The organism is Streptococcus hillyeri (genome assembly GCF_041081565.1).
In the GTDB taxonomy this organism is placed as follows: Bacteria; Bacillota; Bacilli; order Lactobacillales; family Streptococcaceae; genus Streptococcus; species Streptococcus hillyeri.
On sequence record NZ_CP163513.1, the window covers coordinates 1,956,848 to 1,974,751 of the forward strand.

At 39.5% G+C, this 17,904-nt stretch carries 11 protein-coding genes; all 11 read right to left on the reverse strand.

Going from position 1 to position 17,904, the window contains the following annotated elements; genetic code table 11:
• Nucleotides 1-483: an acetolactate synthase small subunit gene (gene ilvN / locus AB6M99_RS09630; protein ID WP_121835199.1), complete on the reverse strand. Its 483-nt coding sequence runs from the start codon at nucleotides 481-483 to the stop codon at nucleotides 1-3.
• The gene (locus AB6M99_RS09635; RefSeq protein WP_121835266.1) at nucleotides 476-2,182 is read right to left on the reverse strand and encodes an acetolactate synthase large subunit; all 1,707 of its coding nucleotides are present in this window, start codon (nucleotides 2,180-2,182) and stop codon (nucleotides 476-478) included. The genes ilvN and AB6M99_RS09635 overlap by 8 nt, the downstream gene beginning before the upstream one ends.
• A 660-nt stretch (nucleotides 2,183-2,842) precedes the next feature.
• The gene (locus AB6M99_RS09640; RefSeq protein ID WP_369350665.1) at nucleotides 2,843-4,504 is read right to left on the reverse strand and encodes a DAK2 domain-containing protein; all 1,662 of its coding nucleotides are present in this window, start codon (nucleotides 4,502-4,504) and stop codon (nucleotides 2,843-2,845) included.
• Between the two features lie 2 nt (nucleotides 4,505-4,506).
• Nucleotides 4,507-4,869, reverse strand: a complete 363-nt coding sequence (locus AB6M99_RS09645; RefSeq protein ID WP_121835196.1) for an Asp23/Gls24 family envelope stress response protein — start codon at nucleotides 4,867-4,869, stop codon at nucleotides 4,507-4,509.
• Nucleotides 4,870-5,052: 183 nt separating this feature from the next.
• The gene (gene rpmB / locus AB6M99_RS09650; RefSeq protein ID WP_018164578.1) at nucleotides 5,053-5,241 is read right to left on the reverse strand and encodes a 50S ribosomal protein L28; all 189 of its coding nucleotides are present in this window, start codon (nucleotides 5,239-5,241) and stop codon (nucleotides 5,053-5,055) included.
• Nucleotides 5,242-5,385: 144 nt separating this feature from the next.
• Nucleotides 5,386-6,726 carry an APC family permease gene (locus AB6M99_RS09655; RefSeq protein ID WP_121835194.1) on the reverse strand — a complete coding sequence of 447 codons (1,341 nt, stop codon included), beginning with the start codon at nucleotides 6,724-6,726 and terminating at the stop codon, nucleotides 5,386-5,388.
• Between the two features lie 487 nt (nucleotides 6,727-7,213).
• Nucleotides 7,214-13,120 (reverse strand): SpaA isopeptide-forming pilin-related protein, encoded by a 5,907-nt coding sequence (locus AB6M99_RS09660; protein WP_369350668.1) that lies wholly within the window; start codon nucleotides 13,118-13,120, stop codon nucleotides 7,214-7,216.
• 659 nt (nucleotides 13,121-13,779) lie between these two features.
• Nucleotides 13,780-14,661, reverse strand: a complete 882-nt coding sequence (locus AB6M99_RS09665; RefSeq protein WP_121835190.1) for a class II fructose-bisphosphate aldolase — start codon at nucleotides 14,659-14,661, stop codon at nucleotides 13,780-13,782.
• Nucleotides 14,662-14,812: 151 nt separating this feature from the next.
• Nucleotides 14,813-15,652 carry an aldo/keto reductase gene (locus tag AB6M99_RS09670; RefSeq protein ID WP_121835188.1) on the reverse strand — a complete coding sequence of 280 codons (840 nt, stop codon included), beginning with the start codon at nucleotides 15,650-15,652 and terminating at the stop codon, nucleotides 14,813-14,815.
• Between the two features lie 12 nt (nucleotides 15,653-15,664).
• Nucleotides 15,665-17,410, reverse strand: a complete 1,746-nt coding sequence (locus AB6M99_RS09675) for a 1-deoxy-D-xylulose-5-phosphate synthase (protein ID WP_121835186.1) — start codon at nucleotides 17,408-17,410, stop codon at nucleotides 15,665-15,667.
• Nucleotides 17,394-17,825, reverse strand: a complete 432-nt coding sequence (locus AB6M99_RS09680; RefSeq protein ID WP_121835184.1) for a MerR family transcriptional regulator — start codon at nucleotides 17,823-17,825, stop codon at nucleotides 17,394-17,396. Before AB6M99_RS09680 ends, AB6M99_RS09675 begins: the two co-directional genes overlap by 17 nt.
• Between the last annotated feature and the right edge of the window lie 79 nt (nucleotides 17,826-17,904).

The window sequence follows — 17,904 nt, forward strand, 5'->3', positions numbered from 1 at the left end:
TTATGATAAATCTCTGGTGAAGCCCGTTGCCCCTGTCCGAGCAATATTTTTAATGCCATAAGGGGTAATGACACGAAGAAGGGCTTCAATTTTATCCGCGTCACCTGTCATCTGAATGGTAATGGATTTTGTTGCCACATCAACAACGCTAGCTCTAAAGGGTTGAATAATAGCTAAAATCTCCGCTCGCTTGTTTGCAGGCGCAGCAATTTTTACCAAAAGAACTTCACGCTCCAAATGAGGAAGGTCAGTAATATCACGAACCCTAACCACATCAATCAAACGATTGAGCTGCTTGATGATTTGGTCGGCTTCATCCAAAGTCGCCACGTCAATAATAATGGTAATCCTAGAAATATGAGGATCATCCGTTGGACCAACTGAAATGGACTCAATATTAACCTGACGACGGGATAAAACACCTGTGAAACGGTTAAGGACACCTGTCGAATTTTGCAATTTTGCTGTTAACATTCTACGCATTGAAGGTCACCCCCAACATTTCATGATTTGCCTTACCTGCTGGAACCATTGGTAACACATGCTCTCGATTTGAAATACTCACTTCAATCAGCATCGGTTTATTTTCCAAGATAACTTGTAAGTCTTCTCTCAAAGTCGCTGGATTTATCAGGTGGTAAGACGCAATGCCATAGGCTTGCGCTAGCAATTGGAAATTCGGTTCGTCATCAAAGGTCGATTGACTTCGTCTCTCATCATAGAAAGATTCCTGCCACTGGCGAACCATCCCCAAGGAATGGTTATTGATAAGAACTACCTTGATTGGGACACCATAGCCATTTAAAATAGCTAACTCTTGATTGGTCATTTGAAAACCACCGTCACCGACAAAAAGGATAACTTCCTTATCAGGATTTGCTAATTTCGCACCAATTGCTGCTGGAATACCAAATCCCATGGTTCCCATACCACCTGATGTGATGAGCTGACGTCCAAACTGGTAAGGGTAAAACTGAGCAGCCCACATTTGGTGTTGCCCGACATCCGTGACAATAATTGCCTCACCCTTAGTCAATTCTCCGATCACTTCAATCACTTCTTGCGGCTTAATAAAAGTATCATCTTTTTCATAGCTAAATGGTGCTCTAGTCTTGTTGTGTAAAACCTGACTAGTCCAGTCAGCATGATTAGTAGCAACCGTGTCAAAACTCAACAACATTTCCAAGGTCTTCTTAGCATCACCTACAACTGGAATAGCTGTTTTAATGACTTTACCAATTTCAGCGGGATCTACATCAACATGAGCGACCACAGCATTTGTCGCAAACTGAGCAACATTTCCTGTCAAACGGTCATCAAATCGTGCCCCAATATTAATAATAAAATCCGCATCAGTCAAGGCCATATTAGAAGCATAAGAGCCATGCATTCCTCCCATCCCCAGTGAAAGCTCGTGGGTAATGGGCATCGTTCCTAACCCTAGTAGTGTTGAAACGACTGGAATCTGATACCGTTCTGCAAATTGAATTAATTCTGCGCCAGCATTGGCGTAAGCAATCCCACCCCCCGCTAGAATGACTGGGCGTGTAGATTGACTAAGCTGGGCTAATAATTTTTTAACCTGCAAGCCATTTGGTTCAACCGTTGGTTGGTAACTTGGCAAATGAACCGTCGTCTCATAATAAAAATCAACTTCATTGGCTGAAATATCTTTTGGTAAATCAATGACAACCGGTCCCGGTCTACCAGTCGTTGCAATATGAACCGCTTCTGTGATGATCCGAGGAATATCCTCAGTATGGCGCACCTGATAATTGTATTTAGTAATCGGCATGGTCATCCCAATCATATCCGCTTCTTGAAAAGCATCTTTACCAATACCTGCGGTAGCTACTTGACCAGTGAAGACTAAAAGAGGAACACTATCTCCCATCGCATCTGCAATTCCTGTAATAGCATTCGTTGCACCAGGTCCAGAAGTCACTAGAGCAACACCAATTTGTCCAGTTGACTTAGCAAAACCTTCTGCTTCATGGACCGCTCCCTGCTCATGACGTGCAAGCACATGTACTACTCTATCTTGATAATGATAAAGCGTGTCATAGAGCGGTAAGACCGCCCCACCTGGATAACCAAATATCCTATCAATACCGAGCGTTAAAAGCGTATCGAGCACTAATTCCGAACCTGATTTAGGTCTATCTAACGTTATTTTTTCCACAAGATCTCCCTTTCCTAAAAAATTACCGAAACAGGCCAATGCATCAACCAAAGCATTTTATAACTCAAAGCAACCTCTTTTTCAAGAAGTTTGACGCGAGAGCATTCAAACAATACCCTGTCAATCAATAGTCTAGCATCATTCGTACATTTCTGATTTTTGAATTGTCAAAAAATTCAAAAACTTTCTTACTATGATACCATTTTTACATAAGATTGCAAGATAAAATCGCAACAATTTTTAGTTAAAGTCAATTAATTTTTATTGGCAATTAATTTTTATTTAGTATTTTTTTAGCACTTCTCCTAATGTGATGTGGGGCGCTCAAAAGGTCTGGGAGACCTTTTGAGGTGGGAAATGAAGCTGACGAAGTCAGTGTCAGAACCTCCCCTCCTACAGAGTTCCATTCCTTCTTGGCAAGCCTAGGTCTCCTTCGCTCTCTGGTTTCTAAGCTCAGGCTGAAACTGTTCACTGGACAGTTTCACTAATAAGAATACCACCATGGCGAAAGAAGCTCTGGTAAATCAAGCCATTTATTGCTTCTTGATTTTACTTAAACTGATAATTTTGATTTTGGATGAGTATGAAATTACGTTCTGTCATTTTTCTTCTCTTTTCCTAGCAAAAAATCGTTACAGGAAATCCTGTAACGACTCATCTTTATTCCACACTCATCAAATATGGATATACTGGTTGATCACCTTGGTGAATTTCTACTTCGACATCTTCATAGGTGTCTTCGAGGAATTCTGCGATTTCACTAGCTACTTCTTGTGACCCTTCTTCACCAACGTAGATGGTTACAATTTCGCTATCTTCATCAATCATTTTCGCAAATGTTTCTTTTAAAGCGTCAACCATATTTGGTGTTGAGACAAGAATTTTACCATCAACCATTCCTAGAATATCATTTTCATGGATTTCAAGGCCGTCAATTGTTGTGTCACGCACAGCAAGGGTCACACTTCCGCTAACAACATCAGCCAAACTTGCAGTCATGGCTTCGACGTTTTCTTCCAAAGCTTTGCTTTCATCAAAAGCTAATAGACTAGTGAAACCTTGTGATACGGTACGCGTTTCAACCACGGCTGCGTTGACTTCTGCTACCTCTGCCGCTGATTGCGCAGCCATAAAGATATTCTTGTTATTTGGCAAGATGATCACATTCTTAGCGTTAACTGCTTCGATTGCTTTGACAATGTCTTCTGTTGATGGGTTCATTGTTTGACCACCAGAGATGATGTAGTCAACACCTTGTGATGTGAAGATGTTTGCCAAACCATCACCAGCAACAACTGCAATCAAACCGTATTCTTTTGCTTCTTGTTTAACAGGCGCAGCTGCTTTTTCAAGTTGTGCTTCGTGCTGACCACGCATATTGTCAACTTTAACTTTGACAAGCGCACCGTATTTCAATCCTTCTTGCATGACAAGACCTGGGTCTTCTGTGTGGACGTGCACTTTAACAATTTCATCGTTATTGACAACGAGAAGAGAGTCTCCAAGCCCTGATAGGTATCCTTGGAATTCTTCATAGTTAAATTCTTTAACATAGGTAGGACCTTGTCCAAGAGCCACCATGATCTCAGTACAGTAACCAAAGGTAATGTCTTCTGTTGCCACATGACCAGCTACTGATTTGTGATGCTCTGCATTGATCATTTCAGACATCACAGCTGGAGTTGCTTTGAAATCTTCTGATGCAATGTACTCACCTGTCAAAGCTGATAGGAAGCCTTCGTAGATGTAGACAAGACCTTGACCACCTGAGTCAACAACGCCAACCTCTTTGAGAACTGGAAGCATTTCAGGTGTCTTAGCCAAGGCACGTTTTGCCCCTTCAAGAGCTGCGCGCATGACTTCAATGGCATCATCAGTTTCTTCTGCTTTTTTAAGTGCTCCAGTTGCACCACCACGAGAAACGGTAAGAATCGTTCCCTCAACTGGTTTCATAACAGCTTTATAAGCCACTTCAACACCTGATTGGAAAGCTGCCGCTAAATCTTTACCATCAAGCTCTGTTTTACCTTTAATAGCATTACCAAAACCACGGAAAAGTTGTGATGTGATAACACCAGAGTTTCCACGAGCCCCCATAAGAAGACCTTTTGAAAGAATCTGCCCCACTTCACCAACGGTATTGGCAGGCTTATCAGCAACTTCTTTAGCACCATTATCCATGGTCATACTCATGTTTGTCCCAGTATCACCGTCTGGCACAGGGAAGACATTCAATGAGTTAACATACTCTGCTTGGCTTCCAAGACGACTAGCTGCCGCCTGTACCATTTCTTGTAATAAACTTGTTGTAATTGTAGACACGATTATTCTCCCTCGACCTTCACATTTTGGATATAGACATTCACTGCACTTGCAGAAATCCCTAATTGACTTTCCAAATTGAATTTAACACGTTCTTGAATATTTTTTGAGACTTCGCTGATTTTAACACCGTAACTCATAACAGTGTAAACATCAACTGCAATGCCGTCTTCTGTTGATTTGACAACGACACCTTTGGCATAATTTTCTTTTCCTAGAAGTGCTTGGAAATTATCCTTAATCGCACTCTTGCTCGCCATACCAACAACACCGAAAATTTCTGTTGTCGCACCGCCTACAACAGTAGCGATAACATCATCAGCAAGTTCGATTTGACCATCTTTTGTATTGATTTTTACAGTCATAATAAGATACCAAGTCCGCTCGTAAAGTTAGTTTTTCTTCATAGCTCTTTGAACGGTTTAGTTCCTTTCTATATTTCAAAAGTTTCTATCACTTTATTCTACCATATTTACCAAGTCTTGTAAAAAAATAGAAGTTTTTCGATTTTTAGGCACAAAAAAACGACCAAGTTGGTCGATTTTTAATTAAACGCGTTCAACTTTACCAGATTTAAGAGCACGAGCTGAAGCCCAAACTTTTTTAGGTTTACCGTCGATAAGAACTGTAACTTTTTGAAGGTTTGGTTTAACTGTACGTTTTGTTTGGTTCATCGCGTGTGAACGGTTGTTACCAGAAACTGTTTTACGTCCTGTGAAATAACATACTTTAGCCATTTCGTTTTTTCCTCCTAGGTAGAATATGTTCGGATGTGCTAGCACCACATACTTGAATATTCTATCATAATTCGGTGACTAGCGCAAGGCATTTCTTCATTTTTTTATTCAGATTGTTTCATAACGCTCTCGCTAAAGCATCCTTTACTTCTGACCTGTATTTTTTCGGTAAAGGGCAAAGCTTCCCAAACAGAAAAGGAGGCAAAAGAGCATAAATGAGGTTGCCATCACAAAGTTTGTCAAAAGACTACCTACAAAAAGTGCAATAATAGATAAAATCGCAAAAATTGGAGAAAAGAGCCCCGTTAATTTGTTGGTAATTTCTCCCTTTCGGTACAAGCCAATTACTGCCACATAAAGGAGAATAAAGGACATATTGTTGAAAACGATAGCTACTTCACTAATATCACTTCCTGGAAGCAGATGATATTTTGTCGCTAAGTAATGGATACCTAACCAAAGCAAGGTCACAGCAACGGTTGATAAACTAGCTGAGATTGAGAGTTGGTAGCGACGGTCAACTTTTGCAAACTGTTTATTTTTAATCCAACCACGTGCAGCAAAGGCCTGTGGAAGCCTCATATTAGACAGCATCAAACCATTTGACACCCCGAGCACAGCAATGATGATAATCACCAAGAGCAACTTACTGATGGTTTCACCGTAAATCATTTTTGTCGCATGAAGTACAGCATCATTTCCTGTTGTCATAATAAAGCTAGGTCCTAAAATACGACTTAAGCCATAGAAAAATACCAGATACAGAGTAAGAATCACAAGTGGTCCAATAATAAAGGCTTTGGCAAGATTTTTCTTAGGATTTTTCAATTCAGGTGCAATACTTGCCACGACTGTCCAGCCATCATAAGCAAAGTAGAGAGGCATTAGTCCAGATAACCATCCCAGCCCCACTTCACGCGGTTCAATTGGTGTCAGGCCTTGCGGAATTTCAGGCACCGCTTTTCCCCAAGAAAGCCCTACAAGGGCAATCGCTAAAAGAGGAATGATTTTGAGCACTGTCGATAACGATTGAAAGCGCCCCGCCAAAATACGAGAAAACAGGTTCATAAGAGCTAGGAGAATCAGGTAGACTGCCGCTAGGAGAATCTGATATTCTAGCTTAGAGCCGCTTCCTAATGTAAAGCTAGCCGCTACCCAAGCTACGACCGCATTTAGGGCAGGAAGATAGACGTAGGCTGAAAACAAGCCAAGTGAGGCGGCCAAGCCTGGATGGAGGTAGGTCATATAGTAAGAAAAAATACCACCTTCATCATCATTTCTCGTCGCTAATTCTGACAAACTCAGAGCTCCAAATACGATGGAAAATGACCCTAGAACGATAATCAACATCCCCAGTCCAACATTTCCACCCGCATAGGATAGAATGTCATCAACCTTAAAATAAATCCCTGATCCTATAACAACCCCAACAATTAAGGCGATTGCTGTCGATAATCCATAAACTTGTCTATCTTGATTTTTCATCTAGTGCGATGTCCCCCTTAACATACTACTCATTCATTTCAAAATAAAAATTGACGTTAAACCACTCAGCAAATAGTTTGCGAATTTTTAGTTTAACTTTCTATACTAACTTTAACCATTATAGCTTAAAAAGAAGACTTGAACAAGGTCAATTGCAACCATATCCGAACAATACTGCAAACTGTAAATTTACCTAAAATTCAAACAATAATGATTTTATACTTCATGATTTTTATAAACAACATTTCTGAGCCATATTTTAGGTATAGATATTGATTGGACTAAAGGAGGCAAGAAGAAAATAGCTTAAATAACTCTTTATACTCGCAAAAATCAAATCGAAATATTAAAAAAGAAAAAGAGAAGACCAAATATTTAGCCTTCTCTCAAACTTAGATCTTCACCCCCAGTACAAGCTGGTAAAGAGTCTAATTTATAACTAGGTATCAAGAGTTTACACTACTAACTCTAATACTACTAATCATTTTTACAAATTATGATTTTTAATTTTTAGGTACATGAACGCAGCTAGTGCTACAAGAAGAATTGATCCAGCAACACTCATCCACAATACTACTTGTTCACCCGTTCTTGGCAAAATAGATTGAGATTTTTTAGACCCAGCTTTGGTTTTTTCACCTTTATTGCCACGATCTGTTTTTTCTGTTGTATTACCTGTACTTGCTTCAGTAGAAGATATTTCGCTTGCTGCTGTAGTGTTTGTACTTACACCAGTTGTAGTCTCACTAACCGTTGTTTCACTTGTGATTGCTTCTGTTGTCGTTTCACTTGCTGTTGTTTCACTTGTGATTGCTTCTGTTGTCGTTTCGCTTACTGTTGTCTCACTTGTGATCGCTTCTGTTGTCGTTTCACTCACTGTTGTCTCACTTGTGATCGCTTCTGTTGTCGTTTCACTCACTGTTGTTTCACTCACTGTTGTTTCACTTGTGATCGCTTCTGTTGTCGTTTCGCTTACTGTTGTTTCACTTGCAATCGCTTCAGTCGTTGTTTCACTTGCTGTAGTGCTTGTTTCTGTAGTTGGAGCAACTTGGTCTGTAACAACTAACTTGTTATCTGTAGAATCTACTTTATTGCCAGCTGCATCTTTAACAGTTACTTGACCATCTTCACTTACTGTGAAAGTGATGTCGGTTACTTTCAAGTAACCATTTGGCGCTACTTTTTCATGGAAGATATAGTCCCCAGCCTCTAACTTAATTGTCTTAGCTGTTTTTTCTGATGTCCATTTCTCTACGACTTTACCGTCTTTAGAAATTTCAATTTCCGCACCTTCAAGTTCTTCACCACCCAAGTTAACTTTACTGATGACAACATCTTTAGTTTCTGGCATATCTGTAACGATGAGCTTATTGTCATCTTTTACTTCTGATTTCGCCTCTGTAGCATCATCATTAACACCTTTAGATACAACAGCTACTTTTCCTTGAGCATCAACTGTGAATTTCAACTTCGTAACTTTTTGTAATCCTTTTGGTGCAACCTTTTCTTCAAAGGTGTATGTACCTGGAAGTAATTTTAACTTAAAGACTTGACCTTTTTTAGAAGTCCATTCTGCTGGGTCATGCTCTCTTATGCGATTATCTGCAATATGCCCTAACTCATTATAGATAGTGATAAAAGCGCCTTCTACCTCTTGACCTGCAATATCAACTTTGCTGATAATTACTTCTTGGGCTTTAGGCTCTTCGGCTTCATCGGTTACAACTAATTTATTGTCTACAACTTCAGCTTTACCGCTTGTTGTCGTCTTAACTACTGTGACTTTACCTTCTTCTGAAACATTGAAAGTAATGTCAGTCACAACTTTATAGCCTTTTGGTGCTGCTTTCTCATGGAAGATATAATCTCCAGCTGTAAACTTGATTGTTTTAGCCGTTTTTTCTGATTTCCATGATTCTACGACTTTACCGTCTTTTGAAATTTCAATCTCAGCACCTTCAAGCTCTTTGCCATCTAGGTTAACTTTACTGATGACAACATCGTGTTTCGTAGCTTGGTCAATGACGATGAGCTTATTCGCTTTCTCAGCATCTACTTTAGCTGTCTTAGACATGTCATCTTGTTTAGTTGAATCACCAACTTTTGTGACGTTCACTTTACCATCTACGGTTACCGTAAAATGAATATCTGTAACTTTTTCATAACCCGCTGGCGCTGCATTTTCGACAAAAATGTAATCGCCTGCTTCAAGCGTGAGTTTATGAGACTCCTTGGTAGATGTCCAATCTGCAATACTTATCGCTTTTTCACCTTTTTCAGTCGCTTTAAAGATTTCAATCTTGGCATTTTCTAGCTCTTCGCCTCCAAGGTTTTGCTTACTGATTTCAATGTCATGTTGTTTGGCTTGGTCCGTAACAACTAATTTATTACCTTTCATTGTCACTACTTCAGCTGTGTTAGACATCAACGCTGGATCCGTTAAATCACCAACTTTAGTCACCTTGATCATGCCATCTGCGGTTACTGTAAAATGAATATTTGATACTTTTTCATAACCCGCTGGCGCTGCATTTTCGACAAAGATGTAATCGCCCGCTTCAAGGGTTAATTTATGAACTTCTTTTTTAGAAACCCACTTAGTAACATGTACTCTGTTACCATCAGCTGTGGCTTTGAAGATTTCGATTTCGGCTTTTTCTAATTCTTCACCACCAAGATTTTGTTTACTAATTTCGATGTTGTATTTTGTAGCTTGGTCAATGACAGTCAAGACAGAATCCTTAACTTTCGCCTCTGTACTTGTTGTTGTCACCTTGCCATCTTTATCTACTGTGAATGTGAAAGTTGTTACTACATCGTAGCCAGCGGGTGCCGCATTTTCTTCAAATGTGTATTCACCTGCTTCCAACTTCACTTTCATGTTGTCTTTCGTTGTGACATAGTTTTCAAGTTTGGCACCATTCACATCAGAAACAACATCATTTGTTTTCTTATTGCGAACAGTAACTGTTGCATTTTCAAGAATGTCACCAGCGATGTTTTGTTTACTAATTTCGATGTCATGCTTGGTAGCTTGGTCGATGACAACTAGTTTATTTTCATTAGCTGCCTCTACTTTAGCTGTCTTAGAAATTTCAGATTCTTCTTTCGAATCACCAACTTTAGTAACTTTGACCTTACCATCGGTTGTGACTGTGAAGTGAATTTCTGAAACTTTTTCGTAACCTGCTGGAGCTGCATTTTCGACAAAAATGTAATCGCCTGCTTCAAGGGTTAATTTATGAACTTCTTTTTTAGAAACCCACTTAGTAACATGTACTCTGTTACCATCAGCTGTGGCTTTAAAGATTTCAATTTCGGCTTTTTCTAATTCTTCACCACCAAGATTTTGTTTACTAATTTCGATGTTGTATTTTGTAGCTTGGTCAATGACAGTCAAGACAGAATCCTTAGCTTTCGCCTCTGTACTTGTTGTTGTCACCTTACCATTCTTGTCTACTGTGAATGTGAACGTTGTTACTACATCGTAACCAGCTGGTGCCGCATTTTCTTCAAATGTGTACTCACCTGCTTCCAACTTCACTTTCATGTTTTCTTTAGTTGTCACATAGTTTTCAAGTTTGACACCATTCACATCAGAAACAACTTCACCTGTTGCTTTGTTGCGGACAGTGACTTTTGCATTTTCAAGAATATTACCAGCGATGTTTTGTTTACTGATTTCTATGTCGTAACGCTTGTATTCATCTTTCATCACAATAGTGTCGTTTGCCACAGTTTCTTTATCTGTGCGGGTAATACCACCATTTTCATCAATTGTGAAAGTGATGTGCTCCGCGATCAAGAATCCGTCTGGAGCTTGTGTTTCCACCATTGTATAGGTGCCAGCTTCTAGTGTAAATTCTTTTTGATTCTTACCTGAAACCCAAGTCAATTCTTTTTTAGTTTTAGAATCAACAGCGATTTGTCCTTCGGCATTAGCCCCTTCAACAACTTTCAAATGAGCGTTTTCAAGCTCTTTAGTCCCGTTAACCGCAACTTTACTGAAACGAACTATTTTTTCAACTTTAATAATTGGTGCAGTGTAAGTGTTTTCCCAAATCCAAGTATCATTGCCTTCGCCATACGCCTGCGCATTATCAACTTCTTTTATAACTTTAGAAGTGTAATTTTCATACTGCCAAGTATTTCCTTCGCTATTAACTTCCAAAATATTATAAACATAAGGAATTCCATTCTTACCATGAGTATCTAGGTTTGTAAATTCTACAGTTGTTTGTCCTTTTTCAAGTTTCTTCTTCTCTACAAATTCTGTATCAGAATCACCAGCTTTTCGAATCAATTGGAAGTATACATCTGGTGTATTTTCTGGCTTGTTGACCCAGTCTTTCTGAGCTTTCAAAACCAATCTCTGAGCATCTTTATCAACAATAGTAATCGTTTGATTAGCAAGTGTGATCATATCTGCTTCATATGTTTTCTTTAAATCACCAACTCCCCCTTGCCCATTAACCGTAAAATTAAACTGTTTAACCGCTACATAATTAGCTGGTGCTTCTTCTTCCGATACAGTATATGTACCTGGTTGAAGCGTGAGCGTACGTTCCTTATCAGTTGTCTTGAAAGCAGCTACAGTCTCTTTGGTGTTCGGATTTGTGATAACCAATGTCGCACCTGCCAATGCTTGACCTTTTGAATCTTGTTTTTTAAAGGTCACAGAAGTTTCCACTTCTTTTTTGTTAATGAGTTGAACCGTAGTCTTATCCTGATCTACTTCAACATTATCTTTATTTTTTGTAAACTCCAGTGCCCCCTCACTTGAAACTGTAAACTCAGAAATAGTTGCTACATCATAACCTTCTGGCGCCTTGTCTTCAATTAGGCGATATGTTCCAGCCTCCAAGGTAGTTTCATGCAATGACCCATCTGTTGTCCAGCTATCTACTGTTGAAGTCGTTTCTTTTTCACCTTCTTTAGTAACTTTTACAATGCGTAGTTCCGCATTTTCTAATTGCTTTTCTTTCGCATCTGTACCAACTTTACCAAATTGATAGCGGAATTTATTGGTTTGCTTGTTGGTTGTAACAACAGTCATAGAGCCTTGGGCTGTATAAGTGACTTTATAACTTGTTTCATAACCCGGATAACTCCAGTCAATGAATTTATCACCTTCTACTTTACGAAGTTCCTTTACTACATATCGGTAACGTTCACTAGTACTGTCACCAGGTACTTTGTACAAAGAAAGTTGAATTTGCTTCCAGTCAACTCGATTCCGTTCTAATTTTTTAGGATTGATAAAAGTAGCCTTAGCTTGAGGATAATCAATCTGCTCTTGTGTCACTAACGTCTCACTGCCATCTTCAGAAATACGATAGATTCCAAAATAGATATTATCTGCATCTACTGCTTTGTCTTCCCATTTTTTTGTAACTTCAATATTTGGAATAGATAAAGTATCTGTTTTATCATTTGTTATCGTATAAGGTGAGTCCTCACGACCTGTTCCAGTTAAAGGACCTGCCATAAAGCCTTCTTTTTTGCCAACTTCAATGATTTTATAATTGCTAGCATGCTTTGGTAGATTTTCCCAAGTTACCACATTAGAAGCTGTTTCCTTAGCTTTTGTTGTCAATACTTTTTCAGCATCTCCATCACTAATCTCCTCAGCTTTGCTACCATCTTTATTCACTAGCTTGAAAGTAACTGTTGTTTCAGCTAAAGGATTTGGTGCGGTTGACCAACGTTTCTGAGCAAACACCTTGTAACTGACTGGCGCTTTTTCACTAGCTATTAAGTGCTGATAATATTTCTTGTTTTTTAGAGCAGTCGGACTCGCCTGAAGGGTCCGATCATTTTTAAAGAAAACTGGTTTAAAATCAGCAGGTGCTGTCAAGTCACCAGAAATCAACTTATTAAAAATCTCTTCTTCCTTACCAGATAAGTGGAAGTCCTTGGCAGTTTTTCCATCCGTAACATTCCAGATGGCATACTGGGTTAAGGCTCGCAAACGAGTCGCACTGATAACCTTATCTTCCACATAATGGTTGCCGTCCGTTGGGTAACCATAGTAAAGAATAGCATTTAACTTATCTTTTTTACTGTCAAAATTGTCAATATCAGTATTCGTTAAATCAGTTTTATCATAAATAGCCGGTCTCAGCTCATTGTTCACAGAGCCTGGAAAGGCGTAGGCATACTGTAAACAGTAAGCGACCATTTCTTCCGATAATTTCCCATCGTTGCCAATTTTGGCAATATCAATCTTGTAAACTCCATCAGCTGTCGCTGAACTGTAAGCTTGATAACGACCTGCATATTGTGACGATCCACTTTCAGCTTGAACTGAGGTCCAGTTAAAACAGTGACCACCCGACACTATGAAAACAACTAGCCCTAATAGTGCCAACAGTTTATTTTTTAAACTATTCATTTCTCTCTACTCCTAAACCATCTCTGTATTTGTCCACCAAATATAGCAGTTATCGCCCTTCTCGGCTGAAATCGCCACCGTTAGCAAACCTGTCAATCGGCTCAGTAAAAGGACTATTAAACTAAGCCATCTATAAACTTTTTTAATCATAAGTTTATTATCCTCCTATTTTTAATATATAGCTCTAAAAGATTTATTTTCCCTCCTTTACCACTTCTAATCTTAGTATGTTTTAATCTATTAAAACCATCACTACATTATATCACTTGAAGACAATCCATGTGTTTCAAGTTAATTCCTTTACATGATGATTCTCAATTTTATTTCTTATAGAAAATAAATTCTATATCCCTCCAGATGCCAGTCCCAGACTGTTTTCATTCTGATTTTCAATCCCTTTAAATAGACATTTTTCTCATTATCGGTTTTTTAACTTTCAAAAAAAGGATAAAATCTAATGCCTATTTTTTGAGCATGTGACCTATTCCTGTGAATCCAGATTCAAAAAATCCTCCCCAAATAAGAAAAGGACTCCCTAATCGGAAATCCTTTTATTTTTTATTCAACGTTAGATTAAGCTTTGTTTGCTCCAAATCAAAGATTTGTTCGCAGATTCTTATGCTTTATTTGCTCGTAATCAGAGATTATATCGCAGTTTTTTATGCCTTGTTTGCTGAACCGAATACGTCGATACGTTCTTCAACAGCACCTTGAACAGCTTTGATACCTGGTGCCAAGAATTTACGTGGGTCGAAGAGTTTTTTCTTGTCGTATTCTGCTTCGTTTGCATCGTAGTTACGTGCAAATTCACGAGTTGCGTTTGAGAATGCGATTTGGCTCTCAGTGTTTACGTTGATTTTTGCAACACCAAGTTTGATTGCTGCAACGATTTGCTCATCAGGAATACCTGAACCACCGTGAAGAACGATTGGGAAACCTGGGATAGCGGCAGCCAATTTTTCAAGGTGATCAAGAGCAAGACCTTCCCAGTTTTCTGGGTATGGACCGTGGATGTTACCGATACCAGCTGCAAGGAAGTCAATTCCAGTTTCAACCATTGCTACTGCATCTTCGATTGGAGCAAGTTCACCTTTACCAATGATTCCATCTTCTTCACCACCGATAGTACCAACTTCAGCCTCAACTGAAATACCTTTAGCGTGAGCTTTTTCAACAACATCTTTAGCCAAGCGAAGGTTTTCTTCTACTGGAAGGTGTGATCCATCAAACATTACTGAAGTGTAACCAACTTCGATACACTCAAGAACGTCTTCGTAGTGACCATGGTCAAGGTGAATAGCAACTGGAACAGTGATGTTCATTGATTCTACAAGGTTAGCGATAAGTGATTGACACACTTTGTAACCACCCATGTATTTAGCAGCACCCATAGAAGTTTGGATAAGAACTGGAGCTTGTTTTGCTTCAGCGGCACGCAAGATAGCTTGTGTCCACTCAAGGTTGTTTGTGTTAAATCCGCCGACAGCGTAGCCGTTTTCACGAGCTGCTTGGACAAATTTTTCTGCTGAAACTAATGGCATTTCGAGCCTCCTAATATTTTTTTGGGTCACGCCCATTACTCGTTTATTTTATCACAAATCCTCTCATAAATCTAGTCTCATGTTAACTCCTTTAAAATATTCTTGCTTTTTTATGCTCAAAATTTAAAAGAGAGCCTAAGCTCTCCTAATGTTAGAAATTAGCATTGTCTGGGTCTGGTGCTGTTGTCAGGCCTGAGATGTTTTTGATAAACTCTGCATCTTCTTGACTGAGTTCGATGTCTGCAAAGTCCATGTTTTCTTTGATCCGTGCTTCATGAACGGATTTTGGTAATGGCAAGAAGCCTTCGTGCCATGACCAAGCAAGAGCCACTTGGGCAATGGTTTTGCCATATTTTTCAGCCAAGGCTTTCATGTCAGTATTCCCAAAAAGTTCTCCCTGTCCAAGAGGTCCCCAAGCTTCGATGACAATATCATGCTTACGGCAATATTCAACAACTTCCCCTTGGTAGCATCCTGGTGCTAAACGAATTTGGTTGACAGACGGAGTCACTTTAGCTGTTTTTGCTAGTGCTTCTAAGTGATGAACAAGGAAGTTGCTGACTCCGATTGATTTGACAAGACCTGCTTCTTTGGCTTCTTCCATGTAGCGCCATGCTTCTGCATTGGCTTCTTCCCAATTGTCACGGAAAGCTTTTGGATTTGGCCAATGGATAAGGTACAAGTCAATATAATCTAAGTCTAGTTTTTTCAGTGACGTTGCTAGCGCAGCTTTTGCCAAATCATAAGAATGGGAATCATTCCATAATTTTGTTGTGATGTAGAGTTCCTCACGTGGAATACCGCTGTCTTTAATGGCACGGCCAACACTTTCTTCATTGCCGTAGATAGCGGCCGTGTCAATGTGACGGTAACCAGCTTTGAGGGCGTCTAGTGTTGATTGGTAAGCTTCGTTGCCATCAGCAGCTTTAAAGGTTCCAAAGCCAAGGGCTGGAATTTTATGTCCGTCATTTAAGTTAAATACTGTTGTCATGATTTAATTCTCCTATTTTAAAATATCTAAGATATCTGCTACAATTTGTTCTTTATTGAGACGGTATCTATCATAAAGTTCGGCTTGTGGCACAACTTCTGTAAATTCACGAAGGGAGCCTTTGACTAAAACTTTCACCTCTGTCGGACCAAAGAAGCCTGCAATACGCTGACCAAAACCACCGTCTATTGAGCCATCTTCAAGTGTCACCACGAGTTCATGGTTGTCTTTCAAGCTTTCCAGAGTTTTTTCATCAAGACTTGCAATAAAGCGTGGATTGATGATAGTGGCAGTAATACCAGATTTTTCAAGTTCTGTTGCGACTTCTTTTCCTAATTGCAGGAATCCACCTAGGCCAAGAATGGCTACACGACTCCCTTTTTGAACAATATCATAGTTTGGAGTGGCAAATTCTTTTTTGACATGCTGCTCCTCCATATCTTGTTGTGCTGGAATGGAAATGACGACTGGATTTTCAGTCTGTTGACTAGCAAAGCGCAGCATTTCTTTCAATTCAGCAACATGGGCTGGCGCTAGATAAATGAGATTTGGGATGGTTGCCAACATAGCACGTTCAAAAGTTCCTTGGTGCGTACGGTCACTGTTGGTAATGGTAGAACCACGTACAATCAGAACTGCTGGAACCTTATTAATCGCTAAATCGTGAGAAATCTGGTCATAAGCACGCTGTAAAAACGTGGCACTGTGAAAAATATAAGGTTTAGCCCCAGCAGTGGCAAATCCAGTCGCCATACTGATATTATGTTGCTCTGCAATGCCTGAGTCCCAATAATGATCAGGATATTTGGCTTCGATACGACCTAGACCAAAGGCACCTGGAATCGCCGCATTCATAGCAAGAACAGGCTTACCAGCTTCGATTTCTTCCTCAAGAAAATCCACGATGGTTGATTCAAAAGTCGGCTTAGCTGGTGATTGTTTCAGAGGTTCTCCAGTTTCAACATTGAATGGAGAACGCCAGTGATTGGTCTGCTTATCTTTCAAAGCCCAGTCCACACCGTGTCCTTTTTCGGTGTGAATATGGAGCAATACAGGATGATTGGCATCTTTAACTTCTTCAAACAAACCAATTAAATCTGCTATGCTATGTCCATTTTCTAAATAATGATAGTCAAAACCAAAGGCTTTAAAGAGGTTATTGTTAGCTTGACCATTGGTTGCACGAAGTTCAGCTAAATGCGGGTAAAGACCGCCGTAATTTTTAGCAATAGACATTTCATTATCATTGAGGATCACAATGAGGTTACTGTTCAATTCCGCAGCATTATTAAGTCCTTCAAATGCCAAACCACCTGACATAGAACCGTCACCAATAACTGCGATGATATTCCCTTTTTCTCCCTTTATATCACGCGCTTTGGCAAGTCCTTCTGCTAGGGCAATGGATGTAGAGGTGTGACCAATGGTGAAAAAATCATGCTCACTTTCTTCTTGGTCTGTATAGGGAGTGATATCATGGAAGTGACCGTCCACAAAACCTTGTTTTCTTCCTGTTAAGATTTTATGAGGATAAGACTGATGACTGACATCCCAGACAATTTTATCCACAGGAGCATTGAAAACCTTGTGGAGAGCAATGGTCATCTCAACAACACCGAGATTGGGGCCAAAGTGTCCACCAACTTTACTGACTTTATTCACTAAAAGTTCTCTGATATCATTGGCTAAGTCTTCTAGTTCCGAAAGGCTGAGCTTTTTGACATCAGAAGGATTATTGACTTTATCCAACACTGTCATTTTCTTGTCCTTCCTTACGCCTAATATCATAATAGGCATCTGTACGTTCTTTTTCTGTTAGTCCTTGATTTTCAAGCTCAGATAACCGACGATGAATTTTAATTTTTTCAACTAAATAATGGTGTGTTTCCTGTAAATCGTGGATTTGCTGCTCTAAATCGCGCTTTGTTTTTTCAAGTAACTCTGTTGATAGTGTGTGATTATGAAATTCCGCCAAAATCTTACGAATATCTTCTAAAGACATACCAACACGGCGGTAATGGGCAATAGCTTTTAAGCGGTCAACGCTACGCTCATCAAATTCACGAAAGCCACGGTCATTTCTTGGAATGTCGACCATTCCCTCTTTTTCATAGAAACGAATGGCATGCGCAGAGATTCCTAATTGCTCTGAAATCGTTTTGATGCTAATCACGCTAGCCTCCTCTCAATTGTTTTTCAATAATTTTCTTGTCCCCATCATACCACTTTAGAGTAAGTCTAAGTCAAGAAAG